Origin of the sequence: Flavobacterium hankyongi (genome assembly GCF_036840915.1) — a bacterium.
Classification (GTDB): domain Bacteria; phylum Bacteroidota; class Bacteroidia; order Flavobacteriales; family Flavobacteriaceae; genus Flavobacterium; species Flavobacterium hankyongi.
Map to the genome: position 1 here is coordinate 1,517,359 of NZ_CP085725.1, position 24,592 is coordinate 1,541,950.

Annotated in this window: 21 protein-coding genes and 2 tRNA genes; 13 read left to right on the plus strand and 10 right to left on the minus strand. The window is 33.0% G+C overall.

Going from position 1 to position 24,592, the window contains the following annotated elements:
- The first annotated feature begins 29 nt into the window (after positions 1 to 29).
- Positions 30 to 278: a GlsB/YeaQ/YmgE family stress response membrane protein gene (locus LJY17_RS07030; protein WP_264543137.1), complete on the plus strand. Its 249-nt coding sequence runs from the start codon at positions 30 to 32 to the stop codon at positions 276 to 278.
- 48 nt (positions 279 to 326) lie between these two features.
- Here LJY17_RS07030 and typA read toward each other — a convergent pair whose 3' ends face one another.
- Positions 327 to 2,126 carry a translational GTPase TypA gene (typA, locus tag LJY17_RS07035; RefSeq protein ID WP_264543138.1) on the minus strand — a complete coding sequence of 600 codons (1,800 nt, stop codon included), beginning with the start codon at positions 2,124 to 2,126 and terminating at the stop codon, positions 327 to 329.
- 187 nt (positions 2,127 to 2,313) lie between these two features.
- Between typA and LJY17_RS07040 the strand changes: the two genes are divergently transcribed.
- A complete protein-coding gene (locus LJY17_RS07040) occupies positions 2,314 to 3,066 on the plus strand; it encodes a DUF5995 family protein (RefSeq protein ID WP_264543139.1) in 753 nt (250 codons plus the stop codon).
- 61 nt (positions 3,067 to 3,127) lie between these two features.
- Here LJY17_RS07040 and rpsT read toward each other — a convergent pair whose 3' ends face one another.
- From rpsT to proS, 4 genes are all read right to left on the minus strand, one after another.
- Complete coding sequence (gene rpsT, locus LJY17_RS07045) at positions 3,128 to 3,379, minus strand: 30S ribosomal protein S20 (protein ID WP_264543140.1); 252 nt, start codon at positions 3,377 to 3,379, stop codon at positions 3,128 to 3,130.
- 158 nt (positions 3,380 to 3,537) lie between these two features.
- Positions 3,538 to 3,609: transfer RNA gene (locus tag LJY17_RS07050), tRNA-Glu, on the minus strand.
- A gap of 33 nt (positions 3,610 to 3,642) precedes the next feature.
- A tRNA-Glu gene (locus LJY17_RS07055) sits at positions 3,643 to 3,714 on the minus strand.
- Between the two features lie 119 nt (positions 3,715 to 3,833).
- Positions 3,834 to 5,312, minus strand: coding sequence for a proline--tRNA ligase (proS, locus tag LJY17_RS07060; protein ID WP_264543141.1), 1,479 nt, complete (start codon positions 5,310 to 5,312; stop codon positions 3,834 to 3,836).
- Between the two features lie 99 nt (positions 5,313 to 5,411).
- Here proS and LJY17_RS07065 point away from each other — a divergent pair, with 99 nt between their 5' ends.
- From LJY17_RS07065 to LJY17_RS07080, 4 genes are all read left to right on the plus strand, one after another.
- The gene (locus LJY17_RS07065; RefSeq protein WP_264543142.1) at positions 5,412 to 6,482 is read left to right on the plus strand and encodes a hypothetical protein; all 1,071 of its coding nucleotides are present in this window, start codon (positions 5,412 to 5,414) and stop codon (positions 6,480 to 6,482) included.
- A 64-nt stretch (positions 6,483 to 6,546) separates the two neighbouring features.
- Positions 6,547 to 8,058 carry an OmpP1/FadL family transporter gene (locus LJY17_RS07070; protein WP_264543143.1) on the plus strand — a complete coding sequence of 504 codons (1,512 nt, stop codon included), beginning with the start codon at positions 6,547 to 6,549 and terminating at the stop codon, positions 8,056 to 8,058.
- Positions 8,059 to 8,205: 147 nt separating this feature from the next.
- Complete coding sequence (gene rimO / locus LJY17_RS07075; protein WP_264543144.1) at positions 8,206 to 9,510, plus strand: 30S ribosomal protein S12 methylthiotransferase RimO; 1,305 nt, start codon at positions 8,206 to 8,208, stop codon at positions 9,508 to 9,510.
- 152 nt (positions 9,511 to 9,662) lie between these two features.
- Positions 9,663 to 10,214: a YfbU family protein gene (locus LJY17_RS07080; protein ID WP_264543145.1), complete on the plus strand. Its 552-nt coding sequence runs from the start codon at positions 9,663 to 9,665 to the stop codon at positions 10,212 to 10,214.
- Between the two features lie 69 nt (positions 10,215 to 10,283).
- Here the strand turns inward: LJY17_RS07080 and LJY17_RS07085 are convergent, their stop codons facing one another.
- On the minus strand, positions 10,284 to 12,473 hold the full coding sequence (locus tag LJY17_RS07085; RefSeq protein ID WP_264543146.1) for a B12-binding domain-containing radical SAM protein: 2,190 nt from the start codon (positions 12,471 to 12,473) through the stop codon (positions 10,284 to 10,286).
- A 114-nt stretch (positions 12,474 to 12,587) separates the two neighbouring features.
- Between LJY17_RS07085 and bshC the strand changes: the two genes are divergently transcribed.
- The 4 genes from bshC to LJY17_RS07105 all read left to right on the plus strand — a co-directional run bounded on the left by bshC (position 12,588) and on the right by LJY17_RS07105 (position 17,435).
- A complete protein-coding gene (bshC, locus tag LJY17_RS07090; protein ID WP_264543147.1) occupies positions 12,588 to 14,177 on the plus strand; it encodes a bacillithiol biosynthesis cysteine-adding enzyme BshC in 1,590 nt (529 codons plus the stop codon).
- A gap of 71 nt (positions 14,178 to 14,248) precedes the next feature.
- Entirely contained in the window at positions 14,249 to 15,961 is a 1,713-nt protein-coding gene (locus LJY17_RS07095) for a carbamoyltransferase family protein (protein ID WP_264543148.1), read from the plus strand.
- A 160-nt stretch (positions 15,962 to 16,121) separates the two neighbouring features.
- Positions 16,122 to 16,943: a formylglycine-generating enzyme family protein gene (locus LJY17_RS07100; RefSeq protein ID WP_264543149.1), complete on the plus strand. Its 822-nt coding sequence runs from the start codon at positions 16,122 to 16,124 to the stop codon at positions 16,941 to 16,943.
- 72 nt (positions 16,944 to 17,015) lie between these two features.
- Positions 17,016 to 17,435 carry a nucleoside-diphosphate kinase gene (locus LJY17_RS07105; RefSeq protein WP_264543150.1) on the plus strand — a complete coding sequence of 140 codons (420 nt, stop codon included), beginning with the start codon at positions 17,016 to 17,018 and terminating at the stop codon, positions 17,433 to 17,435.
- Positions 17,436 to 17,481: 46 nt separating this feature from the next.
- Here the strand turns inward: LJY17_RS07105 and LJY17_RS07110 are convergent, their stop codons facing one another.
- Positions 17,482 to 18,960, minus strand: coding sequence for a helix-turn-helix domain-containing protein (locus LJY17_RS07110; RefSeq protein WP_264543151.1), 1,479 nt, complete (start codon positions 18,958 to 18,960; stop codon positions 17,482 to 17,484).
- Between the two features lie 148 nt (positions 18,961 to 19,108).
- On the opposite strand from LJY17_RS07110, the gene aceB reads away from it, so the two are divergent.
- Together aceB and aceA are read left to right on the plus strand one after the other, a co-directional pair.
- On the plus strand, positions 19,109 to 20,689 hold the full coding sequence (aceB, locus tag LJY17_RS07115) for a malate synthase A (RefSeq protein ID WP_264543152.1): 1,581 nt from the start codon (positions 19,109 to 19,111) through the stop codon (positions 20,687 to 20,689).
- A 76-nt stretch (positions 20,690 to 20,765) separates the two neighbouring features.
- Entirely contained in the window at positions 20,766 to 22,043 is a 1,278-nt protein-coding gene (aceA, locus tag LJY17_RS07120; protein ID WP_264543153.1) for an isocitrate lyase, read from the plus strand.
- A 43-nt stretch (positions 22,044 to 22,086) separates the two neighbouring features.
- On the opposite strand, the gene LJY17_RS07125 is transcribed toward aceA, so the two are convergent.
- Together LJY17_RS07125 and LJY17_RS07130 are read right to left on the minus strand one after the other, a co-directional pair.
- Positions 22,087 to 22,383, minus strand: coding sequence for a DUF721 domain-containing protein (locus tag LJY17_RS07125; protein WP_264543154.1), 297 nt, complete (start codon positions 22,381 to 22,383; stop codon positions 22,087 to 22,089).
- Positions 22,364 to 22,792 (minus strand): lipocalin family protein, encoded by a 429-nt coding sequence (locus LJY17_RS07130; protein WP_264543155.1) that lies wholly within the window; start codon positions 22,790 to 22,792, stop codon positions 22,364 to 22,366. The genes LJY17_RS07125 and LJY17_RS07130 overlap by 20 nt, the downstream gene beginning before the upstream one ends.
- An 86-nt stretch (positions 22,793 to 22,878) precedes the next feature.
- Between LJY17_RS07130 and LJY17_RS07135 the strand changes: the two genes are divergently transcribed.
- Positions 22,879 to 23,958, plus strand: coding sequence for a serine hydrolase domain-containing protein (locus LJY17_RS07135; protein ID WP_264543156.1), 1,080 nt, complete (start codon positions 22,879 to 22,881; stop codon positions 23,956 to 23,958).
- 33 nt (positions 23,959 to 23,991) lie between these two features.
- Here LJY17_RS07135 and LJY17_RS07140 read toward each other — a convergent pair whose 3' ends face one another.
- Complete coding sequence (locus tag LJY17_RS07140; RefSeq protein WP_264543157.1) at positions 23,992 to 24,591, minus strand: glutathione peroxidase; 600 nt, start codon at positions 24,589 to 24,591, stop codon at positions 23,992 to 23,994.
- Position 24,592: the final 1 nt, after the last annotated feature.

Below are 24,592 nucleotides of genomic sequence, written 5' to 3' on the forward strand. Positions count from 1 at the left end.
ATTAAAACGTTTTACCTAAAAATTAAATTATGGGAATTATTGTAACATTAATTATTGGTGCTATTGCAGGTTGGCTTGGTAGTCAAATTTTTAAAGGGAGTAGTTTAGGATTAATTGGCAACATTGTTGTTGGAATTTTAGGAAGCTTTGTTGGTTCTTGGGTTTTTGGTAAGCTTGGTATCAGTATTGGTAGCGGACTTATTGGTTCAATTATAACTGGAGCTTTTGGAGCAATAGTAATTTTAGCAGTTCTCAATTTAATTTTCAAATCAAAATAAAAAAAGCCTCTCAAATTTGAGAGGCTTTTCTTTTATAATAAAAGTATATTAAGCTATTTTAAAACGCTTTCTATCATTTTCGTTTAAGTAAATTTTACGTAAACGTAATGACTTAGGAGTAACCTCTACATATTCATCTTTTTGAATGTACTCTAAAGCTTCTTCTAAAGTGAATTTGATAGCAGGAACAATTCTAGTCTTATCATCAGCACCAGCAGAACGGAAGTTTGTTAACTGCTTAGTTTTAGTGATATTAACAACCATATCATCACCTCTTGAATTCTCACCAATAACCTGACCTTCATAAACATCTTCATTTGGATCTACGAAGAATTTACCACGATCTTGTAATTTATTGATAGAGTAAGGAATTGCTTTACCATTTTCCATTGAAATTAATGAACCGTTGATACGTCCAGCAATTTCTCCTTTGTATGGTTGGTATTCTAAGAAACGGTGTGCCATGATAGCTTCACCAGCCGTAGCCGTTAATAATTGGTTACGTAAACCAATAATACCACGTGAAGGAATGATAAATTTAATAATCATACGCTCACCTCTTGGTTCCATACTCAACATTTCACCCTTACGAACTGTTACGAATTCTACCGCTTTACCTGAAACGTTTTCTGGTAAGTCAATAGTTAATTCTTCGATTGGCTCACATTTAACTCCATCAATTTCTTTGATGATTACTTGTGGCTGACCAATTTGTAACTCATATCCTTCACGACGCATAGTTTCAATTAAAACTGATAAGTGTAATACCCCACGTCCAAATACCATGAATTTATCTGCAGAATCAGTTTCATTAACGCGTAACGCTAAATTTTTCTCTAATTCTTTTGTCAATCTATCTTTTACGTGTCTAGAAGTAACAAATTTACCTTCTTTACCAAAGAAAGGTGAATCGTTAATTGTAAACAACATACTCATTGTAGGCTCATCGATAGCAATTGAAGCTAAAGCCTCTGGGTTTTCAAAATCAGCAACAGTATCACCAATTTCAAATCCTTCTAAACCAACAATAGCACAAATATCACCTGCAACAACTTCAGTAACTTTCTTACGTCCTAAACCTTCAAAAGTATGTAACTCTTTAATTTTTGATTTAGAAATAGAACCGTCACGTTTTACTAAAGAAACATTCATTCCTTCTTTTAAAACACCTCTTTGTAAACGACCAATAGCGATACGACCAGTAAAAGAAGAGAAGTCTAATGAAGTGATTAACATTTGAGGAGTACCTTCAGAAACTTTTGGAGCTGGCACATTATTTAAAACCATGTCTAATAACGGCTCAATGTTTTCAGTCTGATTTTTCCAGTCTTCGCTCATCCAGTTGTTCTTAGCAGAACCATAAACAGTAGGGAAATCTAACTGCTCTTCAGTAGCACCTAATTCGAACATTAAGTCGAAAACTTTTTCATGAACTTCTTCAGGAGTACAGTTCTCTTTATCAACTTTATTGATTACAACACATGGTTTTAAACCTAAGTCGATTGCTTTTTGTAATACGAAACGTGTTTGTGGCATTGGTCCTTCAAAAGCATCTACCAATAAACAAACACCATCAGCCATATTCAATACACGCTCTACTTCACCACCAAAATCGGCGTGACCCGGAGTATCGATAATGTTGATTTTTGTTCCTTTGTAAGTTACCGAAACGTTCTTAGAAGTAATTGTAATTCCGCGCTCGCGTTCAAGGTCATTGTTATCCAAAATTAAATCACCTGTGTTTTCGTTTTCACGAAATAACTGACAGTGATACATGATTTTATCAACCAACGTAGTCTTTCCGTGGTCAACGTGCGCAATAATCGCAATATTTCTAATTGATTCCATGTGTATTTTTTTGTGGTGCAAAAGTACGATTATTTTTTACATAAAAAACATTTTTAATTCATGAGCTAAATACTTAACAATTAAGACATAATAATTAAACAAAATCAACTCAATTTATAGGATAAAAAACTCGAAACCAATCAAATTTAATTAATACATTTATAAAAAATTAGAAGAATTAACTTACATGCAAGCCAATACTATAAACGAAGTAATAGACATTCTAAACATAATAGTTGAAGAATGCAAAAACACCAACAACCCATTAGGATATTTTGCAGTATTATACAGAAAAGTAACCATCAATGTAAAAGAAGGCATTATAAACAATCGTTTTGAAGACAATAAAAGAATGGAAAAACTTGATGTTATATTTGCTAACCGTTACTTCAAAGCTTATTTTGACTTAAAAAACAACCAACCCACTACTAAAAGTTGGGAAACTGCTCTAAAAGCAGGCGCTGGAGAATACCTTGTATTACAACATTTATTATTAGGCATTAATGCTCATATCAATCTAGATTTAGGAATTGTCACCATCAATACCATAGAAAAAGAACCATTAGAAGGGATAAAAAGTGATTTTAACCACATCAATAAACTTCTTTCTGATATGACAGATGAAGTTAAACAAAACATGGGAAGTATTTCTCCAGTTTTTGGAATACTAATGCCTTTAGCAAAAAAATGGGATGATAAAGTAATTCAATTCAGTATTGAAACTGCCAGAGATGGGGCTTGGACATTTGCAGAATGTTTATACAAAGATCCAGATAAATCAGATAACTTAATTAAAGAAAGAGACATTCAAATTGCCAATCTGGCCTTCAAACTAATCAATCCAGTAAGGACTTTACAATGGATACTAAACACTATTCGTTTTTTTGAATATGGTACTGTCAAATCCAAAATGGAGACACTGGAAAAGAAATTATCATAGTATAAAACAAAAAAGCCCTGCAAATGCAAGGCTTTTGAGTAAATTTTGAACACTAATTGAATTATAAAGCAGCTACGTGTTTAGTCAATTTAGACTTTAAGTTAGATGCCTTGTTATCGTGAATAATGTTTTTCTTAGCTAATTTATCAATCATTGAAATAACAGTTGATAATTTTGCAGAAGCTTCAGCTTTATCAGTTGCTAAACGGATTGCTTTGATAGCATTACGAGTAGTTTTGTGCTGATATCTGTTTAATACTCTTTTCTTTTCGTTACTTCTAATTCTCTTTAGAGCTGACTTATGATTTGCCATTTTCTTTTAATTTTAATTGTAATAATTATTTATAAACTATCAGTTAAAAAAGAAAAACCTCCCACAATTACTTTTGCAATCACTTTGGTTTTAACTAATAAAATAAATCTTGAGACACTAAGAGTTTATTTTATAAAACTTATTTACAACTAATTTTGTAGCCCGTAAGGGAATCGAACCCTTCTTACCAGGATGAAAACCTGGCGTCCTAACCGATAGACGAACGGGCCATCTATAATCTAATTTCAGTATTTCAAAAATTGTAGCCCGTAAGGGAATCGAACCCTTCTTACCAGGATGAAAACCTGGCGTCCTAACCGATAGACGAACGGGCCTTTTACTTACTCTGAACTCTTCAAGAGTACTCATTTCTGTAATGCGAGTGCAAAGATATACACATTTTTTATTCCTGCAACACTACTTTCGTTTTTTTTTATCTTTTTTTTCGACTTTCTTAGTAAGCCTTTGCAAATAAGACTCTTCCATTTGAAGGTTTTCCTGTCAAAACACAAACTCCTTCCTCTTCTTTTCTATCTAAAGGCACACAACGAATGGTCGCTTTTGTTAATTCTTTTATCTTTTCTTCAGTTTCCGCAGTACCATCCCAATGTGCTGATACAAAACCACCTTTACCATCTAAAACATCTTTAAACTCATCGAATGAATTCACTTCTGTTACATGAGTATTTCTATAATTCAACGCTTTATCAAATAAATCTTTTTGAATTTGCTCCAACAACCCTTCGATATAATCTATAATTCCATTAGCAGCGATTACTTCTTTTGACAACGTATCACGACGAGCTACTTCAAAAGTTCCATTCTCTAAATCTTTTGGACCAACAGCTATACGAACTGGCACACCTTTTAATTCCCATTCAGCAAATTTAAATCCTGGTTTTTGTGTCGTTCTGTCATCATACTTAATAGAAATACCTAATTTTCTGAATTTAGTTATCAAATCTTTGGCTACAGCCGAAATTGCTTCAAATTCTTCATCAGATCTAAAAATTGGTACAATAACAACTTGAATAGGTGCCAAATTTGGAGGCAACACTAATCCGTTATCATCAGAATGAGTCATCACTAAGGCTCCCATCAAACGTGTTGAAACTCCCCAAGAAGTCCCCCAAACATGTTCCTGCTTGCCTTCTTGATTAGCAAACTTTACATCAAATGCTTTCGCAAAATTTTGTCCTAAAAAGTGAGAAGTTCCTGCTTGCAAAGCTTTACCATCTTGCATTAATGCTTCAATACAATAAGTCTCATCAGCTCCTGCAAATCGTTCCGTTTCTGTTTTTACACCTTTTACAACTGGAATCGCCATAAAGTTCTCAACAAAATCAGCATACACATTCATCATCTGAACTGTTTCATTCAATGCTTCTTGTTTTGTTGCATGGGCAGTATGTCCTTCTTGCCATAAAAATTCAGCGGTACGTAAAAACAAACGTGTACGCATTTCCCAACGAACTACATTTGCCCATTGATTAATCAACAATGGTAAATCTCTATAGGATTGAACCCAGTTTTTATAAGTACTCCAAATGATAGCTTCACTCGTAGGACGAACAATTAGTTCTTCCTCTAGTTTAGCATTTGGATCCACCATCAATTTACCTGGTCTTTCTTCATCATTTTTTAAGCGATAATGAGTAACAATAGCACATTCTTTTGCAAATCCTTCTGCATTTTTCTCTTCAGCTTCGAACATGCTTTTTGGCACAAACAAAGGAAAATAAGCATTACTATGTCCAGTTTCTTTAAACATTCTATCTAATTCTGCCTGCATTTTTTCCCAAATCGCATACCCATAGGGCTTGATTACCATACAACCTCTTACACCTGAGTTCTCAGCTAAATCAGCTTTGACAACTAGCTCGTTATACCATTTAGAATAATCTTCTTCGCGTTTTGTTAAGTTCTTGCTCATATTGAATAGTTTGGCACAAAAATTGTTTATATTTATACTTGAAATAGTTTGGCAAAACTAACTATTTTTGTGTTGTCCAACAATAAAAACTAAATAGAAATGAAAACTTACTACTTTTCTTTTAAAAACAGAATCCTTATGTCCCTTGTTGGATTATTAGGACTAACTGTAGTTTCTTGTGGTTCTTATCAAAATAAATCCTATTACGATAATGACGGGATTTATGGCAGTGAGAAAAGAGAAACTGCACAAAATGAAAGTTCTGTTGTAGAAAATCCGTCAGGAAACAAATACAAAGAATATTTTGCCGCAAACGCAAACAACTACAGTAATAACAATACAGAAGTTTTTACTGATGTAGAAGGATACTCGAGTGATACAAATGACACAATTAAGAAAACAGAGAGTAAAAGTTATGCCGGATGGGGAGATAACAACAGTAATGTTACTATAAACTATTACAATAACGATTGGGGATGGAATTCAGGCTGGTATTGGAATAATTACTGGGGATACAGACCATGGAGATCTGGAATTTATTTAGGATGGAGCTCATGGAATTATGGTTGGTACGATCCTTATTGGGGATATACTGGTTATTATGGTCCTTCATGGAGCTGGTACAATCCCTACTACTATGGAGGTTATTATGGATCACCTTATTATTATGGTAATGGTTATTATGGAAGAAATTATGCTTATAGTCATGGAACCAGAGGTTCTTCATATTACAATGACAGATACAATTCTAATGGCTATTCAATTGGAAGAAGATCATATACCTCAAGCAATTATGGCACATCAAATTCTCCAAGAAATTATACTCCGAGACCAAGAAGAGGTGAATACAATAATAGTATGATTAACAACACTCCAAGGCCAAGAATTAGCAATCCAAAAGGAGATTCACAAAATGATAATGTAAATCCAAGACCAAGAATTGACAATCCTAGGAATCAAGAATACAACACTCCAAGACCGAGAACAGAAAATCCAAGAAATTCTGAATTCATGAATCCTAGACCTAGACCTGAAAGTCCAAGAAGTTCTGACTATAACACACCGAGACCCCGTAGTGAAAGCCCGAGAAGTTTTGACAGTCCTCGATCTTCTGGTGGTAATGGCGGTGGATCTTTTGGCGGTGGTGGAAGAGGTGGTCGCAGAGGATAAATAAAATCTACACAGCCTATACAACTAAACAATTGGCATGTATAGGCTTTTTAATACATACGTTATGAAAAAATATCTATCATTATTAATTATAATTATTGGATCAAGTGCCACACAAGCTCAAGATTTTACTGATGCTTTAAGATACAGTCAAACCAACCAATTAGGCACAGCTCGTTTTAGAGCTTTAAGTGGTGCCATGGGAGCTCTTGGCGGAGATCTATCAGCCATTAGTATAAATCCAGCTAGTTCTTCTATCTTTAATAATAACCAAATATCAGTTACACTTAATAATTCAAACAATAAAAATAATTCAAATTATTTTGGAACTAAAAATTCAGAATCATCCAATGCTTTTGATTTAAATCAAGTAGGAGGTGTTTTCGTTTTTGAAAAAAGTGGTGAGAAGAACCAATGGAATAAATTTGCATTGTCTATAAACTATGAAAATCAAAATAATTTTGACAATTCTTTATACTTCAGCGGAATAAACCCAACAAATTCTATAGACAAATATTTCCTATACTATGCCAATAGAGATGGTGGTGTGTCTGCTTTTAATTTGGATAATTATTATTACGATGAATTAACTTATGAAGAGCAGCAAGCTTGGTTAGGATATCAATCATATATTATTGATACAGATCCTAGCTACAATGAAAGCAACAATAGACTATACACTTCCTTAGTTCCTTCAGGAGGGAATTATTATCAAGAAAAAAGTATTCAAACAACAGGTTATAATGGAAAACTTACTTTTAACGCATCAGCACAATATGCAGAGTGGCTGTCAATTGGTTTAAGTTTAAATTCACATTTTTCAGATTTTAAAAGAAGTTCATATTTCTTCGAAAGCAATGAAAACAACACAACTACAATAGACAAAATTAAAAGAGTATATTTTAACAATGACCTACATACTACCGGAAATGGATTTTCTTTTCAACTTGGAGCAATTTTTAAAGTAACTAATATTTTAAGACTTGGGGCTGCATATGAATCACCTACATGGTATGAATTTACAGATGAACTAACTCAAAATGCAAAAGGAGTAAGCGGAAGTACCAATGGAGAATTATATCCTGATACAGCAGACCCTAACATAACAATCGTATATGATCCTTATAATTTAAAAACTCCAGGAAAAGTTACATTGAGTGGAGCTTTGGTTTTTGCCAAAATTGGTTTATTGAGTCTTGATTATTCGTTTAAAGACTATGGCAATACAAAATTTAAGCCAATAAGAGATTATGACGGATTAAATAAAGCTTTAAGAGACAACCTTGACAATACTAGAGAATTACGTATTGGAGCAGAACATAAAATCCATCAATGGAGTTTAAGAGCTGGTTATCGTTTTGAAGAAAGTCCTTATAAAGGCAAAAAAATCATGGATGATCTTAAAGGATATTCTGCAGGTATAGGATACGATTTTGGAAGAACTAAGTTAGATTTTGCATATTCAACTGCTAAAAGAAATTATGGTGAGCAACTATTTTTAGCTGGACTTAACGATAGAGCAGCAATTAACAATAGAATGGACAACTTCATAGCTACAATATCATTTAAATTATAAAATTAAATTTCTTATATAAACAATAAAAAGCCTTCTTTTATGAAGGCTTTTTTATTTTCAACCTTTAAAAAAATCACAAACGTTAACGCTCCTTAATATAAAAAGCGTAATTTTGCACACTTTCTAAAAAAGTAGAATACTAAATATATGAGAACCAAGTCTTTAAAAAAAAATAAAATCAATGTAATTACCTTAGGTTGTTCAAAAAACGTTTACGACAGTGAAGTGCTAATGGGACAATTAAAAGCAAGTGGAAAAGACGTAGTACATGAGCAAGAAGGCAATATTGTAGTAATTAACACATGTGGTTTTATCAACAATGCTAAAGAAGAATCTGTAAACACTATTTTAGAGTATGTAGATAAAAAAGAACAAGGTATTGTAGACAAGGTTTTTGTAACAGGATGTTTATCTGAAAGATATCGTCCAGATTTAGAAAAAGAAATTCCAGATGTAGATAAATATTTTGGAACTACTGAACTCCCTCAATTATTAAAAGCATTAGGTGCCGATTATAAACATGAACTACTAGGAGAGCGTTTAACTACAACTCCTAAAAATTATGCTTATTTAAAAATTGCCGAAGGTTGTGACAGACCATGTAGCTTTTGTGCTATTCCATTAATGAGAGGAAAACACATTTCTCAGCCAATTGAAAAATTAGTTAAAGAAGCTGAAGGCTTAGCTGCCAATGGCGTAAAAGAGCTTATTTTAATTGCACAAGACTTAACTTACTATGGTTTAGACCTATACAAAAAGCGTAATCTTGCTGAATTACTTGAAAATTTAGTAAAAGTTGAAGGTATCGAATGGATTCGTCTACATTATGCATTCCCAACGGGTTTCCCTATGGATGTTTTAGAGTTAATGAAAAACGAACCTAAAATTTGCAACTACATTGATATACCTTTACAACATATTTCTGATAATATTCTAAAATCGATGCGCCGTGGGACAACATATGCCAAAACCACACAGTTATTAAAAGATTTTAGAGTTGCCGTTCCAGGAATGGCAATTAGAACAACTTTGATTGTTGGCTATCCTGGAGAAACAGAAGAAGATTTTCAGATTCTTAAAAATTGGGTAGAAGAAATGCGCTTTGAACGTTTAGGATGTTTTGCGTATTCACATGAAGAAAACACACATGCTTTTTCTTTAGAAGATGATGTTCCTGCCGATGTAAAACAAGCTCGTGCTAATGAAATCATGGAACTACAAGCTCAAATTTCTTGGGAACTAAACCAAGAGAAAATTGGCCAAACATACAAATGTATAGTAGACAGAAAAGAAGGACAGTATTTTGTAGCTAGAACAGAGTTTGATAGCCCTGATGTTGACAATGAAGTTTTAATAGATGCAACAACCCATTATTTAAAAACTGGAGATTTTGTAAATATAAAAATAACAGAAGCAACAGAATTTGATTTATATGGAACTCCTGTAAACTAATTTTAGTTACATAATAAATTTAAAAAGGCCTTCAATGAAGGTCTTTTCTTATATAATTAATTTCTTAACTCAAAGTTTAACATTTCTTACGGTAAAACCGTAATATCAAACAAAACTGTAGCTCTATCTTTGACTTAACAAATTTAGCCAACATGATACCAGAAACACTATCAGTAGTTGAGAGACAAATGCTTGTCAATCAATTTAGAATATTATCGAAGATAGGTGATCCATCTGAGAACTATGACTTAAGAATTGATATTCTTGAAAATGGTTATACAGAAAAGTATTATGAAATCTTTGATGTAGCAATTGAGGAAATTCCAATAGAAATATGTGAAGAAACTACACAAATTCTATTCATGTACAAAAGAATCAATGCTGCAATTGAATCATTAACAGAATCTGAAAAGCAAGAATTAGATTTAGATATCATTCGTTTTGAAGGATTCAATGCAAGAAGAAACTTGCATTACCAATATTTTGAATTTTTAGTTGAGAAAACTAATCAATGGGATGAATATTCAGAAATGTATTTTATTTCAGCTGATGAATCTCAATTAAGTAAATATAAAAAAATGCTAGATTATCAAATTTTCTTACTTGATAATGATCAGTATATATTAAGAAAAGAAGATTTGTGTCATCTAATAAACGTTGTAGCCGATCCTAGTAATTCAAATCCATTTCAGTTAGCTGTTTAACTTTTAGTTATACAATATTCCTAGGATTTTAAAAGTCTTCACAACTCAAAAAGTGAAGACTTTTATATTTTATAATAGTAACAATCCAATTTCCCTCAAAGTAATAATGGACTTAGAAAGCCAAAACAACTCAAAATCTTCCAATCCATTGTTTTCATAATCTAATTTTACATTTTGATAAGTCATTAACTTTTCGCTTGAAATAGATATCTTTACCAAAATATTCTTTAACCACTCCCCTTTTTCCTTATCAACTGCAATATCAAAAGTTTCTCTTTTGTCGTGAAAAGTAAACTTCATCATTTCCCAAGTATTTCCTTTTTTTGATTTTGAAAACGTTTCAAAAGAAGGTATTCCGCCAATCCAAACAACTTTAGAGTTAGGTTTATTATGAAACTCACTTTCTTCATGAAGACACTCATTAATAAAATCAGGATTTATTTTTGTATTCGGTATTTTAAAATCGAACCAATCCTGCAAAGGATAATCAAAACAAATTCCATGCATATAGTTAAAAAGAGATTTTTTTAAACCAAAACTGAATTTATCATGATTGATTCCAGTTTTATCTTTAAACTCAATGTCGTTATTTGCGAAAGTAATCTCGTTTAATTGAGGTACTACACCAAATTCATCAGGATTCATTCCCACTGGACTATGCGCAGTCATTGCAAACTGATGCCAAAATCCCGATTGCAGAATACCTAATTCAAACATTTGACGAACCATTTCAAGACTATCAACCGTTTCTTGAACAGTTTGTGTAGGATAACCATACATTAAGTAGGCATGCACCATAATTCCTGATTCAGTAAAATTTCTTGTCACTTTTGCAACTTGTTCAACTGTGACTCCTTTCTTAATAAGCTCCAATAAACGATCCGAAGCCACTTCTAAACCTCCAGAGACAGCAATACAACCTGAAGCTTTCAACAAAACACATAAGTCAGTAGTAAAACTTTTTTCAAAACGAATATTTGTCCACCAAGTTACTGTCAGATTTCTTCGTAAAATTTCTATGGCGACCTCACGCATCAAAGCCGGAGGAGCTGCTTCATCTACAAAATGAAAACCATTTTCTCCAGTTTGAGCAATGAGCTCTTCCATCCTATCCACTAAAATTTTAGCATGAATAGGCTCGTATACTTTAATATAATCTAATGAAATATCACAAAACGTACATTTTCCCCAATAACATCCGTGTGCCATTGTGAGTTTATTCCAGCGCCCATCACTCCACAAACTGTGCATGGGGTTTGCTATTTCAATAACCGAAATATATTTATCTAACAATAAATCTGTATAATCAGGGGTTCCTACATCACTTTGCTTATAATCATGGCGTAGTGTATCATTTTTATACACTACATCTCCGTTTTCAAGAAGAAAAGTGCGTTTGAATTCTTTAGTATTTTCTTCATTCAAATTAGAAATCAGTAATTCTACAGGAAGTTCTCCATCATCAAGTGTAATATAGTCGAAAAACTCAAATACACGTGCGTCCTTTAAGTCACGCAACTCAGTATTAGGAAAACCACCTCCCATTGATACTTTGATCTGAGGATAATTATCTTTTATAAACTGTGCACAACGAAAAGCGCTATACAAATTACCTGGAAATGGAACAGACAAGCAAACAAGTTTTGGGCTTATATCTTTAATCCTTTGCTCCAAAATATCAAGAGTTATACCATCAATATATGTTGATTCTGTTTGTAGGTATCCATATAATTCATCAAACGAATTTGCACTTCTTCCTAATCGTTCAGCATAACGGCTAAAACCAAAATTTTCATCAATACATTCAACAATAAAATCAGATAAATCCTCAAGGTATAAAGTAGCCAAATGCTTTGCTTTATCCTGCATACCCATAGAACCAAAAGCCCAATCCATGTCATCAAGCTGTTCGAAACGTGATGCTTCCGGAAGAAAATTCCCGGAACATATTTGCCTCGCCAATGTTGGATTTTTACTTTGTAAAAATTCAATTACTGAATCTATTGTCTTTATATAATCTTTCTGTAATGCTAAAATTCTTTCAGAGTTCTGAGACATTTCCATTCCATTCCCTGAAACAAAATTAAAAATAGTAGTTAATCCTTTTTTCGAAAACAATTCCAGAATCACTTCAATTCCCAAATCCATCTGAAATGAAGAGATTCTTTTAGTATTCAGAAATCCTTTTAAATAAGCCGTTGCTGGATACGGAGTATTAAGCTGGGTAAAAGGTGGTGTGATAAGGAGAATATTTTTCAAAACTTCTTTAATTAGACTACAAAAGTAATCCTAAAAAACTAAAATCATAACCCTTTGTTAAACCGATTTTAGCTACCTTTATTTTTGCTAATTTAGCAGAAACAAAGAAAAGTTATGCCATCAGACTGTATCAGCTATCAAAATTCAGGATATTTCTCAAAACTTATTATTGATTATTTAAACCAAAAACCTGAATTACAGTCATTATATCATCGTTTCCCAAAGATTGAAAATTTTCTTCCCCAAATTGAAGAAAAAACAAAAAATTTCTCTCAGGAAAATAGACAAATACTAGTTGATAGTCTGTTTGAGCAAAATAAAAACTTTGTTTTATCAGAGAAGTCTCTAGAAAACATTGAGTTACTGAAAGAATCAACAACTTTTACTATTACAACTGGTCATCAGTTAAACTTATTTACTGGTCCCTTATATTTTCTTTACAAAATTGTGTCTACAATTAATCTGAGTAAGGAATTAAAAGTAAAATATCCTACTTACGATTTTGTTCCGGTATATTGGATGGCAACAGAGGACCATGATTTTGAAGAAATCAATCATTTTACTTTCAAAAATAAAAAGATAAAATGGGACACTTCTAGTAAAGGTCCAGTAGGAAGACTATCTACTCAAGGACTAGATGAAGTATATGAACAATTTGCAAAAGAACTGGGAATTGGTGATAATGCAAATTACTTAAAAGAGTTATTCAGAAAAGCTTATTTGGAACATGATAATTTAACTGAAGCTACCCGTTTTCTGGCTAATGAATTATTTAAGGAAGAAGGATTGATAATTGTTGATGGAGATGATTTGAGTTTAAAAAAACTGTTCGCTCCTTATGTCCAAAAAGAATTAGTAGAGCAAACCTCATTTCAGAACGTTTCAGAAAGCAATAAAAAACTTAATGAATACGATATCCAGGTAAATCCTAGAGAAATCAATCTATTTTATATAGAAGATAATCTACGTGAACGAATTGTATATGAGAAAGGAAAATACATTGTAAATAATACCAAGATTGAATTTTCTAAAAATGAAATTCTTACTGAATTAAAAAATCACCCTGAAAAATTCAGTCCTAATGTAATTTTACGCCCACTATATCAAGAAATTATACTTCCAAATTTATGCTACATCGGTGGTGGTGGAGAAATTGCTTATTGGTTGCAACTTAAATCTAATTTTGAAAGCAATAATATAACCTTTCCTATTCTACTATTGCGTAATTCGGTTCTTCTGGCATTTACTAAACAAGTCAGTAAAATTGACAAACTTCATTTGAATTGGTCTGATTTATTCCTAAAACAACAAGATTTAATTAATAAAAAAGCCAAAGAACTTTCTAACTATAACATTGATTTTACACTACAGAAAGAGTTCTTAAAACAGCAATTTAGTACACTTAACAAAATTGCTCAGCAAACTGACAAATCTTTTTTAGGTGCTGTAAAAGCACAGGAAGCAAAACAAATTAAAGGATTAGAAAACCTCGAAAAGCGTTTACTTAAAGCAGAAAAAAGAGTTTTAGCAGATCAATTGGAACGTATAACCAATATACAAAACGAATTATTCCCTAATGGTGGACTTCAAGAACGCAAACAGAATTTTTCGGAATTTTATATCGAAAGTGGAGATGAATTGATTTCAAAATTACTCTCCGAATTAAATCCGTTGGATCAAAATTTTTCAACATTGATTGTATAAAAACATAGCTAAAAAATTCAATTAGTAAATCAAAAGATTATTTATAACTTTCGATTGAACAAAATCGAAGAATGAATAAGCCAATTTACGTACTGGGAACCGGATTATCTCATGATGGTTCTGCTGTATTATTAAAAGACGGAAAAGTTTGTGTAGCTATTGAAAAAGAACGCATTACAAGAATAAAACACGATGGTGGTAACGACACAGAAGCTATTCAATACTGTCTCGAAGCAGAAAACATAACAATCAACGATATTACTCTAGTTGTACAGAGTGAAAACTTCACAATTCCATCTCGAGAGCGTTTCAAGGGAAAACGAATCTTTGCAGAAAAATCCAATCCTGAAATTATTACTATTTCTCATCATCTTGCTCATGCTTACAGTGCAATTGGAACCTCACCTTTTACCGAATGTGCTGTCATGGTTATTGATGGATGCGGAAGTCCATTGGAACATTTTTTAGAATTAAATCCAAATGAAAAACACACAATAGCAGAACACTTTTTAGCTGCCAATGAAATGCTATGTGAAAAAGATAGTTTTTATTATTATGACGGAACAAAACTAACGACCATTTATAAGGATTTTAGTCCTATGGCTGAAGCACAAAAAGACTTATTAAAACTCCCTACAACTCGCCATTCTATAGGAGGCTTTTATGCTGCTGTAAGCCATTATGTTTTTGGAAACATGGACGACGTAGGAAAATTAATGGGGCTGGCTCCTTATGGAAAAACAGAAGTATTTGACATGGAAGCTTTTTATTTTAAAAATCAGAATGTATATGTTTCTGACGATTGGAAAGCACTATTAAACAACCCATCTGAAGGTTATGATTATTTCAAAGCTAATTTTTCCTATTATGCAGATGTAGCAAAATGGGCTCAAGAACAAGTTGAAAAAGCAGTTTTGGAATGCATAACCAATCGTTATTCCCTCTTTTCCCATCCCAATCTTTGCTACTCAGGTGGTGTGGCTTTAAATGCAGTAGCCAATGCCAAACTCCAAGATACTAAGTTAGCGCAAAACATCTATTGGGAACCCGCAGCAGCGGATAATGGTTTGGCTTTGGGTTGCGCTTTTTACGGTTGGCTTCAACATTTAAAAATGTCTAAAATACCTCATAATGGTTCAACCTGTTTTGGAAAAAAATATACTGAAAATGAAGTTGAAAAAGCAATACAAGAAGAGCTGTACAATCATTATCAAATAAGTCATTTTCAAACAGAAGATGAATTATTAAAACATTGTGCTTTAAAAATTAACTTAGGCAAAACAATTGCTTGGTTTCATGCCGAATCAGAATTTGGCCCAAGAGCATTGGGAAGGCGAAGTATTTTAGCACATCCTGGTATAAAAGGGATGAAACAGCACATCAACAGTAATATTAAATTCAGAGAAGATTTTAGACCTTTTGCTCCTGCTGTATTAGAAGAAAAAGTTTCAGAATATTTTGAAAAAGGAAGAAACAGTCCTTACATGATTCTAGTAGATAAAACTCGTGAAGAATTCATAGAAATACTTAAAAACACAACCCATGAAGATGGTTCTGCCAGGGTGCAAACCGTTAATAAACAATGGAATGAGCGTTTCTATAAACTTATTGAATATTTTGAAAAAGAATCAGGAATTCCAATTTTATTAAACACAAGCTTAAACAGACGGGGTATGCCAATGGTAGAAACACCAGAACAAGCAATAACCCTTTTTGAAGAAACAGCACTTGACATTTTGGTCTTGGAGAATTTTGTAATTGAAAAAAATCAACTCGAAATTTAAATTTTTAATCATTTATTGATAATTTTTCAATATAATAGTCGTTTTAACGATTATTTTTGCATTTATATCGATTAAACACACAAACACTTAACTTAATTCATAATTAAATATACTTTTGCGCCCGATTTGATTGAAATTTTTATAACAAAACAAAACCCTTATGTTAAAAAAATTAATACTCGTGAGCGCTGTCTCTTTTACTTTACTATCATTTTACAGAATAGGAAATCCTGTACTTGAAATGGTAAAAGTTGAAGGTGGAACTTTTATGATGGGCTCAAAAGACGATAACCGTGTTGCTGAGAACGACGAACAAAAACAGCACGAAGTAAAATTAAATTCTTTCGAAATTAATAAACTGGAAGTAACTGTTTGGGAATGGAAAGACTATTGCAAAAAAACAAAGAAAAAAATGCCGCAAACTCCAGTTTGGGGCTGGAATGACAATAATCCAGTTACTAATATTACATGGTTTGATGCTGTTGAATATTGCAATTGGTTAAGTAAAGTTGAAGGTTTAAAACAAGCCTATATAGTTGTAGGACCAAATGTAAAATGTGATTTTACGGCAAATGGCTATCGTTTACCAACAGAAGCAGAATGGGAATTTGCTGCTAAAGGTGGAAACAAATCAAAAGGAAATGTTTTTGCTGGGGCAAACAACTCAAATGAAATAGCTTGGTGGATTAAAAATAGTGATAGAAAACCACATTCAGTTGGTACAAAATTACCCAATGAATTAGGTCTACATGATATGAGTGGTAATGTTTGGGAATGGTGTTGGGATTGGTACAACAAAGATTATTACAAAACAGAAGATGGAAATAATCCAAGAGGACCAATACGCGGTGAGAAAAAAGCAGTTCGTGGTGGTTCATGGGACAGCCAAGAAAATTATTTAAGAACTGCAAACAGAATTAGTACTGATCCTAATAAAACGAATGAATTCTACGGATTTAGATTGGCTAGAACTCTTAACTAAAATATCATTAAAACTTTTCTTTCAGATTGATTAAAAAGTTATACTTTTGCACGCAAATTAAAAAAGGAAAAAATGGCAAGTAATAGAACTTTTACTATGATCAAACCGGATGCGGTTGAAAAAGGAAACATCGGTGGAATTTTAAACATGATTACTGAAGGTGGTTTCAGAATCGTTTCTTTAAAATTAACACAGTTAACTGTAGCTGATGCTCAAAAATTTTATGCAGTTCACGCTGAAAGACCATTCTTCGGTGAATTAGTAGAATTCATGACAAGAGGTCCAATCGTAGCTGCTATCTTAGAAAAAGATAACGCTGTTGAAGATTTCCGTACTTTAATCGGAGCTACTAACCCGGCTGATGCAGCTGAAGGGACAATCCGAAAAAAATACGCTACTTCAATTGGAGAAAATGCAGTTCACGGATCTGATTCTGATGAAAATGCAGCAATCGAAGGTGCTTTCCACTTTGCAGGAAGAGAAATGTTCTAATAAAACATACAATATAAAAAAGCCGTTCAATAGAACGGCTTTTTTATTATTTATACTTTTCAAAAATACCCTGAACTACTTCATCAGTTTGGGCAAATCTGACTTTTTTCTCTACTGTTTTTGGTGGCACAACCCTTTCAGCACAATCTAAAATCCTACAAGATTCACAGGTCACCCCTACTTCACGTCTTTTTATCTTTTCATCATTTAAGAAAGCAATTTTAGAAGACGAATTCGGCGTAATCATGATTCCAAAACCAATACTTCTGTAATACCCTTTTCTGAACGGATCTTTAGTCGCCGATGACATCGTAAAATATTCCACTCCGCTATGTGTGTAGGAAGAAATCTGACTGTCAAACAAATGCTCATCATTTACATTCGGGATTTCTTTTATGGTTTTTAACGAAATCCATCTTCTACAATAATGCTCATAACTTTCATTGGCGTGTGGCTCTAATAAATTGGTGATATGTAATTCCTTTGTCAATTTGATATCGCTACGATCTGGCTTGTAACTGAAACGCAAAAAGAATAAGTTTTTAAGATTGAAGTCCTTCGGAAGAATATTAGTAAGACGCTGATAGAAAGTTTCAGGAGAATCAGTATACTCAGCTATTAAACTTTGGAATTCAACGGCATCGAATGTTTTTTTTTCAAAAAAAGTTTTCAGTTTTTTTACCAATGGTTTTCTAGGGATTAGCAAAGCACCTGCAAAATAAGAAGCAAGAAAATTATTCAACACCTGATCGAAACGTTCAAACTTAATCCAAGAGAATGTGTACAATCTATCGGTAATATTCAAAAAGTTGTAGGCAATTTCTTTGGCATAAATAAACATTCGCTGTGACTCGTCTGTTTCAGAAGAAACCAAAAGCGTCTTAGAAGTTGGAACAAAAACAGAGCGGAGATTAATCAATTCCTTATGCTGTGACAATTCTTCATTGTTGATCGTATAACCATATTCTTCAATTAAAATTTCTTCTAATTCAGAAACAGCCAATCTCTTGTTCAAATCTATAGAGTAAGCTTTTGCAAATTTCTCTACTTGACTTTCTATTTCATCAAAATAATTATTATTTGCCTCCTGATACGATCGTAAGGCTGCCAAAAAGAAGCTTTCACGAGTCAGGTTATAATGCTTTGCGATTTCAAAAAGTGTACTGATAAAAGCATTGACTTTTACTGGTGCTTCAGCAATAATATCGATCAAGTCACTTTCCTTTATTCCGAATAACTCCAAAGGAATTTCCTTCAGTATATTAGATTGAAGAATTTCACCGATTGGCGCCAGGTTTTTATCCAGTTTTAAGGAAACCAAATGATCATAATTTGATTCCAATGCTTCCGCTAACAATAATATCTTATCTCGTTTCGGATACTTCTTCCCTTTCTCAATTTCATTCAGATACGATTTAGACAAGCCAGTCATTTTGGCCAAACCAAATAGTGACAGATTTTTCTCAGTTCGCATCTGTTTCAATTTCAATCCGAAGATCAAACGTATATATTCTTCTTCAATCATTATAAATACTGGAATTATTACTTACAAACAAAGATATAACTTTTAATGAATTTTGCAATTTTAAAATATTTTGCGAACGTTCGCTTGTTTTGTATTTTTTTATTTTATAAATTTGTTCGCAGAAAACAACTAAATAGTAAACCACAGCATGGAACTAACAATCAATAAAACCACAACAATAAAAAATCAAGAGTTATATTCTGAGATTCTCACAGAGGATGCTTTGATTTTTTTAGAAGCCCTACACACAAAATTCAATCAAAGTAGAATTTCACTTTTAGAAAAAAGAGAAATACAACAAGAAATTTTTAATTCTGGTGAAAAACCAATTTTTCCATTAGAAACAAAAAAAATCAGAAATACTGCTTGGACTGCTGCAAAAATTCCTGATGCATTATTAGACCGAAGAGTTGAAATTACTGGACCTGTAGACCGAAAAATGGTAATTAACGCATTGAATTCGGGCGCTAAAACATTCATGGCCGATTTTGAAGACAGCTGCTCTCCTACTTGGTCAAACTTAATAGAAGGCCAACAAAATTTGAAAGATGCCATTAACAAAACCATCAATTTTGTACAAAATGGAAAAGAATACACTCTTAATGAAAAAACTGCTGTTCTTTTAGTACGTCCACGTGGTTTACATTTAAAAGAAAAAAATATTGTATTTGATGACGAATTAGCATCGGGATCATTAGTGGATTTTGGACTGTTTTTCTTCCACAATGCCAAAACATTGATTGAACAAGGATTTGGTCCTTACTTTTATTTACCTAAACTAGAACATTATGAAGAAGCGCGTTGGTGGAATGAAGTTTTTGCATTTAGTCAGGACTATTTAGGAATTAAACAAGGAACAATTAAAGCTACAGTTCTAATCGAAACTATCACTGCCAGCTTTCAGTTAGATGAAATTATCTACGAATTAAAAGATCACATCGCTGGTTTGAATTGTGGTCGTTGGGATTACATATTCTCTTATATAAAAAAGCTAAAAAACCACAAAGACTTCATTGTTCCTGATCGTGACCAAATTACCATGACAAGTCCATTTATGAGTGCCTACTCATTACGTGTAATACAAATTTGTCACAAACGTAATGTATTAGCCATTGGAGGCATGGCAGCCCAAATTCCAATCAAAAACAATGATGAAGCCAATCAAGCTGCTTTTAACAAAGTAATAGCTGATAAAGAACGTGAGGTAAAAAACGGTCATGATGGCACTTGGGTTGCCCACCCAGCATTAGTTCCGATTGCCATGAAAGTTTTTAATGATAACATGCGTACTAAAAATCAAATGCATATCAAACGAAATGAAATAAGTATTACTGAAAAACAGCTATTAGAAATTCCTGAAGGAAATATCACTTTGAAAGGTATTCAAAAAAATATCAATATTGCAATTCTTTATATTGAATCTTGGTTAAGTGGTGTTGGCGCTGCTGCACTATATTATTTAATGGAAGATGCTGCCACTGCTGAAATTTCAAGAACACAAATATGGCTTTGGTTACAAAAGAAAGTAGTTTTAGAAAACGGAAAAACATTCACTCCTTACCTACTAAAAGAATTGACCGAAATAGAAATGCTAAAAATTAAAGAAGAGGTAGGTGAAGAAAGATATGTTAAAGGAAGATTCGGATTGGCTGCAGAACTGTTCACTGAAATGTCATTTAAACCCGAATTAGACGATTTCTTAACAACTACTGCCTACAAGTATATTTAAAAACTGCCAGATGCGGCAACATCTGACAGCTTAAATTCAAATAATTAACAATAACTATTTAAAGCACAACAAAATTATGAAAACTGAAGAAAGAATTCAACAATTAGTAACAGATTGGACAACAAACCCAAGATGGAAAGGTATAGAAAGACCATACACTGCTGAAAAAGTAGTGGATTTACAAGGCTCTTATCAAATTGAACATTCCATTGCACGTCGTGGCGCTGAAGTACTATGGAAAAAATTACATTCTCAGGACTGGGTGGCCGGATTAGGAGCTATGACAGGAAATCAGGCAATCCAGGAAGTGGAAGCCGGATTGGAAGCTATATATTTAAGTGGATGGCAAGTAGCAGCCGATGCTAATTTAGCAGGCGAAATGTATCCAGATCAATCATTATATCCCGCAAATAGCGTTCCACAGGTGGTAAAAAGAATCAATAATGCTTTGTTGCGTGCCGATCAAATTCAATCGGTTAATAAAGTAGAAAATAAAAAAGAATATCTAGTTCCAATTGTTGCAGATGCAGAAGCTGGTTTTGGTGGAAACTTAAATGCGTTCGAATTAATGAAAGGTATGATCGAGGCTGGAGCTGCAGGTGTACATTTTGAAGATCAATTATCATCGGCGAAAAAATGCGGGCATTTAGGTGGAAAAGTTTTAGTACCAACACAAGAAGCAATCAATAAATTAGTAGCAGCACGTTTGGCAGCTGATGTAATGGGAGTTCCAACATTAATTGTTGCCCGTACAGATGCTGATGCAGCAAATTTACTAACAAGTGATGTGGATTATAGAGACAGAAAATTCATTACTGGCGAAAGAACTCCCGAAGGTTTCTTTTATGTTAATGCTGGATTAGAACAAGGAATTAGTCGCGGCTTATCTTATGCACCATATGCTGATTTAATTTGGTTAGAAACATCAACTCCTGATATTACCGAAGCACGAAAATTTGCTGAAGCGATACATGCACAATATCCAGGTAAATTATTAGCATACAACTGTTCACCATCGTTTAACTGGGCAGTAAAATTATCGGTAGCCGAAATGGAAACATTCCGTGAAGATTTAGCCGCTTTAGGCTATAAATTCCAATTTATCACATTGGCTGGATTCCATGCTTTAAACACATCAATGTTTGAGTTAGCTTTAGCTTATAAGAAAAAAGGAATGGCTGGTTATTCAGAATTACAGCAAAAAGAATTTGCATTACAAGCTGAAGGATTCAGAGCTGTAAAACATCAAAACTTTGTTGGAACAACTTACTTTGACGAAGTACAAAATGCAGTAACGGCAGGATTAGCTTCAACTGTAGCTATGAAAGATTCGACCGAAAGTGCGCAATTTTAATTTTTTTATTGGTTAGTAAAAATGCCCCGAATTGGGGCATTTTTTATTTTAAGACAACTTCTTTAACGACTTCTCTCTTGAGTTCTTCGTTGATCATTTTGATGATTTTATCTTTACCGTAACTTAATTCTTCTCGTAAGACTGAAGAAGTAAGTTCCACATATAAGGTTGAACCTTTCAGCAACACATTTCGAGTGTAATTGTTTACTCCATTTCCCATCAAATTTTTCCATGCATCAGCCACAGAAATCTGATTCAAGCCTTTATCTAACTTATTTACTTCAATGATTTCTTTTAAAACATCACTAATAGAACTCTCGTTACTCAGCCTTTTTGTCATATTGTGATAATGCGTTAACGTTTACTTTTTTATAATAAAATTCAGCTCCTTCCTTTGATTCTAGAACCAATAAACTATCAGATAATTCAATTACTGATTCTGTATGCTTTCCAAAATTAGAAGAGAAATCCAACACTAGTTGCCCATCTTTCTCAGAAGCAACTATTTTTTCTTGTAAATCATCTACCAAAAATGTTCCCATAGGTTGCCATCTTACTTTTTTATGAAACCCTACTTTATCCTTAATATCAAAATATTCATAATTTTCGTTTACTGGATAATCTTTCTCATTACCTTCAACAGTTTCTACTTTTGTAATTTGCCAGTATCCTTTAATTTTATCAATATTTTTTATAGTTGCTTTTTCCTTACAAGAAAGAACAACCAAACACGCTATTATAAATGCCATTTTTTTCATATCGTAAAATTAAAACATTCGGTTAAACCTTTTTGAAAAATTATAGTCTAAATTTGAAAATAACTAAATCGACCAAAATGAAACTATTTTATGCATTAAGCCTTTGTCTTATGAGTATTGTAGGCTGCAGTTCAGATGATGAAACTACAACAACTCCTTCCCAAGCAATTCCAGAAGAGAATATGTATTTCCCTCCTAATAATTCTTCGACATGGGAAACAAAATCAATTTCATCACTAAACTGGAATCAAACTGCTGTTCAACCACTATTAGATTATTTAGATTTAAAACATACTAAATCTTTCATCATTTTAGTAAATGGAAGAATCGTAATGGAAAATTATTTCAACAGCCATACATCAACTTCATTATGGTATTGGGCAAGCGCTGGAAAAACGCTTACATCAACAGTAACAGGAATCGCACAGCAGGAAAACTTTTTAAATATTAATAGCAAAGTATCTACATATATTGGTACAGGATGGACAAGTGAGACTTTAGTAAAAGAAAACCTCATTACCTGTAAACACTTACTTAGCATGTCGTCAGGACTTGATGATGCTTTAGGAGATAATGTTGATCCAAGCAACTTGCAATATAAAGCAGATGCGGGCACAAGATGGGCATACCATAATGTTTATGTTAAACTTCAGGATGTTATAGCACAAGCAACTGGCCAGACTTGGAGTAACTATTTTAACACAAAACTGAGAGACAAAATTGGGATGAATGGAAGTTGGGTTCAGAGCGGTGATAATTCGGTTTACGCAAGTGACAGTAGAAGTATGGCTCGTTTTGGGTTATTAGCTCTAAACAAAGGCAATTGGAACGGAACACAAATTGTTAATCAAGCCTATTTTAATGAAGCTACTTCAACTTCACAAAATATAAATCAGTCATATGGGTATCTTTGGTGGCTTAATGGCAAATCAAGTTATCATCTCCCTCAAAGTCAACTTCAATTTAATGGAAGTATTATACCTTCGGGACCTAGTGATATGTTTATGGCTCTAGGCAAAAATGACCAGAAAATCTATGTAGTTCCTAGCAAAAAAATGGTGATTATTAGAATGGGAGATGCTGCGGACGGAAGCAACATGGCATTATCTGATTTTGACGAAGTTCTTTGGCAAAAAATAAATGCACTATTTCCATAGTGCATTTATTTTAATATAATATTTGTATTTTATTTAAGAGCTAATCCAGTTGATAATAACTTCGTCAATAGGTAGTGTTTGAGGCGATAACACTTTATCCAAATGTCCTTTTTCGTTAATTAAGTATTTTTGAAAATTCCATTCTACTTTATTTTCTTCAATACCATTTTTAGCTTTTGAAGTTAAAAATTGGTACAACGGATGCATTGTTTCCCCTTTTACAGAAATTTTTTCCATCATAGGAAAAGTCACTCCATAATTTTTAGTACAAAAAGTAGCAATGTCTGCATTTGTTCCAGGCTCTTGATTTGCAAAATCATTTGCCGGAAATCCAATTACAACAAAATTCTTTCCTTTAAATTCGTCATACAATGCTTGTAATTGCTCATACTGAGGTGTTAAACCACACTCTGAAGCTGTATTTACAATCATCACCTTTTTCCCTTTTAATGAGGCAAGATCAAATTCTTTTCCAGAAATATCTTTGACTTTGAATTGATAGATATCCTCACCAGCTGTGTTTTCTTGAATTGATTCCACGTTTACTGCTTTGTTTTTAATACTGTCTTCTTGATTTTTGCAACTAAATGCAACAACCGCCATTAGGCCAATAGTAAGTAATTTTCGTTTCATG

Excerpts from the sequence above, each read along its gene's own strand:
- LJY17_RS07080 (WP_264543145.1), top strand. The coding sequence starts at position 9,663 with ATGATACCAGAAACACTATCAGTAGTTGAGAGACAAATGCTTGTCAAT.
- rpsT (WP_264543140.1), bottom strand. The coding sequence starts at position 3,379 with ATGGCAAATCATAAGTCAGCTCTAAAGAGAATTAGAAGTAACGAAAAG.
- LJY17_RS07095 (WP_264543148.1), top strand. The coding sequence starts at position 14,249 with ATGAATAAGCCAATTTACGTACTGGGAACCGGATTATCTCATGATGGT.
- LJY17_RS07125 (WP_264543154.1), bottom strand. The coding sequence starts at position 22,383 with ATGACAAAAAGGCTGAGTAACGAGAGTTCTATTAGTGATGTTTTAAAA.
- bshC (WP_264543147.1), top strand. The coding sequence starts at position 12,588 with ATGCCATCAGACTGTATCAGCTATCAAAATTCAGGATATTTCTCAAAA.
- LJY17_RS07065 (WP_264543142.1), top strand. The coding sequence starts at position 5,412 with ATGAAAACTTACTACTTTTCTTTTAAAAACAGAATCCTTATGTCCCTT.
- rimO (WP_264543144.1), top strand. The coding sequence starts at position 8,206 with ATGAGAACCAAGTCTTTAAAAAAAAATAAAATCAATGTAATTACCTTA.
- LJY17_RS07110 (WP_264543151.1), bottom strand. The coding sequence starts at position 18,960 with ATGATTGAAGAAGAATATATACGTTTGATCTTCGGATTGAAATTGAAA.
- LJY17_RS07030 (WP_264543137.1), top strand. The coding sequence starts at position 30 with ATGGGAATTATTGTAACATTAATTATTGGTGCTATTGCAGGTTGGCTT.
- aceA (WP_264543153.1), top strand. The coding sequence starts at position 20,766 with ATGAAAACTGAAGAAAGAATTCAACAATTAGTAACAGATTGGACAACA.
- LJY17_RS07100 (WP_264543149.1), top strand. The coding sequence starts at position 16,122 with ATGTTAAAAAAATTAATACTCGTGAGCGCTGTCTCTTTTACTTTACTA.
- LJY17_RS07140 (WP_264543157.1), bottom strand. The coding sequence starts at position 24,591 with ATGAAACGAAAATTACTTACTATTGGCCTAATGGCGGTTGTTGCATTT.
- typA (WP_264543138.1), bottom strand. The coding sequence starts at position 2,126 with ATGGAATCAATTAGAAATATTGCGATTATTGCGCACGTTGACCACGGA.
- LJY17_RS07070 (WP_264543143.1), top strand. The coding sequence starts at position 6,547 with ATGAAAAAATATCTATCATTATTAATTATAATTATTGGATCAAGTGCC.
- aceB (WP_264543152.1), top strand. The coding sequence starts at position 19,109 with ATGGAACTAACAATCAATAAAACCACAACAATAAAAAATCAAGAGTTA.
- LJY17_RS07130 (WP_264543155.1), bottom strand. The coding sequence starts at position 22,792 with ATGGCATTTATAATAGCGTGTTTGGTTGTTCTTTCTTGTAAGGAAAAA.
- LJY17_RS07135 (WP_264543156.1), top strand. The coding sequence starts at position 22,879 with ATGAAACTATTTTATGCATTAAGCCTTTGTCTTATGAGTATTGTAGGC.
- LJY17_RS07040 (WP_264543139.1), top strand. The coding sequence starts at position 2,314 with ATGCAAGCCAATACTATAAACGAAGTAATAGACATTCTAAACATAATA.
- proS (WP_264543141.1), bottom strand. The coding sequence starts at position 5,312 with ATGAGCAAGAACTTAACAAAACGCGAAGAAGATTATTCTAAATGGTAT.
- LJY17_RS07105 (WP_264543150.1), top strand. The coding sequence starts at position 17,016 with ATGGCAAGTAATAGAACTTTTACTATGATCAAACCGGATGCGGTTGAA.